This window comes from Mesorhizobium sp. LNHC209A00, assembly GCF_000502915.1.
In the GTDB taxonomy this organism is placed as follows: Bacteria; Pseudomonadota; Alphaproteobacteria; order Rhizobiales; family Rhizobiaceae; genus Mesorhizobium.
Genome location: NZ_AYWT01000057.1, coordinates 1 through 772, shown reverse-complemented (window position 1 = coordinate 772; position 772 = coordinate 1). Strand labels below are relative to the sequence as shown.

Annotated in this window: 1 protein-coding gene and 1 pseudogene; both read right to left on the bottom strand. The window is 64.5% G+C overall.

Going from position 1 to position 772, the window contains the following annotated elements; translation table 11 throughout:
* Positions 1-209, bottom strand: a pseudogene (locus tag X739_RS0136535) (hypothetical protein); the annotation flags it as partial.
* Positions 210-213: 4 nt separating this feature from the next.
* On the bottom strand, positions 214-772 hold a 559-nt coding region (locus X739_RS136610; RefSeq protein ID WP_023796703.1), incomplete at its 5' end, for a TPM domain-containing protein.

Below are 772 nucleotides of genomic sequence, written 5' to 3'. Positions count from 1 at the left end.
GTTTCGAGCTCGGCGAGTTTTTGGGTGAGCGCGGCACGTGTGCCGGCATCGATGATGCCGGCATTGTCGACGACACGGCCGGTGAGAGCCGGAAGATCGGCGGCCACGGCAGCGATCGAGGCAAGCAGCACAGACGCCAGGATGATTAAGGCCAGGCGCAGCCGCGAAGCGCATTGGCCGGGCATTGAATGGACGGCAGCTCTGACCATGGCGTTACCAGCTTCCCGAGGAGCCGCCGCCGCCGGACGAGCCACCGCCACCGGAAAAACCGCCACCGGAGGACCCTCCGCCGGAGGACCAACCGCCTCCGCCGGACGACCAGCCGCCGGACGATGATCGCCGGTGCGGCTCGAAGGTCATGCCAAGCCAGCGATAGCGCCCGGGCCCTAGTTTCTGGCCGAAGATCGGCGGCAGCACCGAGGCCGCGATGCTGCCGAAGAAAATGATCGCCCAAATGCCGATGAAAATGGCGAAGAACAGGTCGTCGGAATTGAACGGTGCTTGCCCGTTCCGTTTGCCGCGCGCTTCCAGTTCTTCCGGATTGCCGTTCAGCACCATGATCATGTCGTCGACGGCCTTGGAGATGCCGCCCGGGAAATCGCCGGCGCGGAAAGCCGGCACCATGTCGTTTTCGACGATCAGCTTGGTGTGCAGGTCGGTCAGCGTGCCTTCCAGCCCGTACCCGACCTCGATGCGCATCTTGCGGTCGTTTGGCGCAACCAGGAGCAGGACACCGTTATTCTCCTTGGCCTGGCCGAGCTTCCAGAAGCGG